The following is a 743-nucleotide window of genomic DNA, read 5'->3' as shown; positions in this document are numbered from 1 at the left end:
GGATTTACAACAAGATAGTGTAGAGCAATTATCCATATCAAAACTATCTTTAGGTGAAATAAATAAAGTACATGATACTATCTTTGTTGACTGCGCGTTTTTTAGTAGCACATTCAGTTGTATAAACTTCAATAACGTTACATTTGTAAACTGTTCTTTCACGGACTGTACTTTTATTGCACTTGAAGGACGAAATGATATTTATTTCTTAGGGTGTGATTGTGACAATGATGCGATTAACAGAACATCTATTGAGATTGATGACGGAAATGATAATAACTTAACAGATTGTGATATTTATATTCTTGAAAAGTTTTGTCCAAAAGGAAGTATTAGTTATCATAAACACCGCCCAATAAAAGGCTTGTGTTCTAATAACAATCAATTTCAATTAAATGAAATACTCCATTCCATAGGGAAATTGAGGAAAGAAGGCTTTTTACTCACACCGGACAAACGCTCATTCCTTGAACTTAATATGTCAAGAATATCAGAAATAAAAATGATTCTAGGGAGGACGTTCTAATGTATAATGCAAATGAACTGAGAATCATCCAAGCTTTACAAAAAGATATTGAAAGCGAACTTAATCGCATTGGTTTACTTTATCGTTTTTTCTCTAGAACAAAATCTGAAAACTCTATACTCAAGAAGTATGAAAAAGATCCTGAGAAATATTCTCCAGATGGCAGGAAAATTCAAGATCTATTTGGTGTTAGGATAATATTGTATTTTCCTGATGA

2 protein-coding genes are annotated in these 743 nt (G+C 31.5%); both read left to right on the top strand.

Annotated elements, in window-relative coordinates:
* A partial coding sequence (locus ABAC460_RS50990) for a hypothetical protein (RefSeq protein ID WP_235075871.1) occupies positions 1 to 526 on the top strand: 526 nt, incomplete at its 5' end.
* Positions 526 to 743: RelA/SpoT family protein (locus ABAC460_RS49395; RefSeq protein ID WP_081716712.1), on the top strand; the 218-nt coding region annotated here is incomplete at its 3' end. The genes ABAC460_RS50990 and ABAC460_RS49395, both read left to right, overlap by 1 nt.

Source organism: Asticcacaulis sp. AC460, assembly GCF_000495795.1.
Lineage (GTDB): Bacteria > Pseudomonadota > Alphaproteobacteria > Caulobacterales > Caulobacteraceae > Asticcacaulis.
The sequence above is the reverse complement of the archived record's forward strand: the minus strand, read 5'-3'. Positions and strand labels throughout refer to the sequence as shown.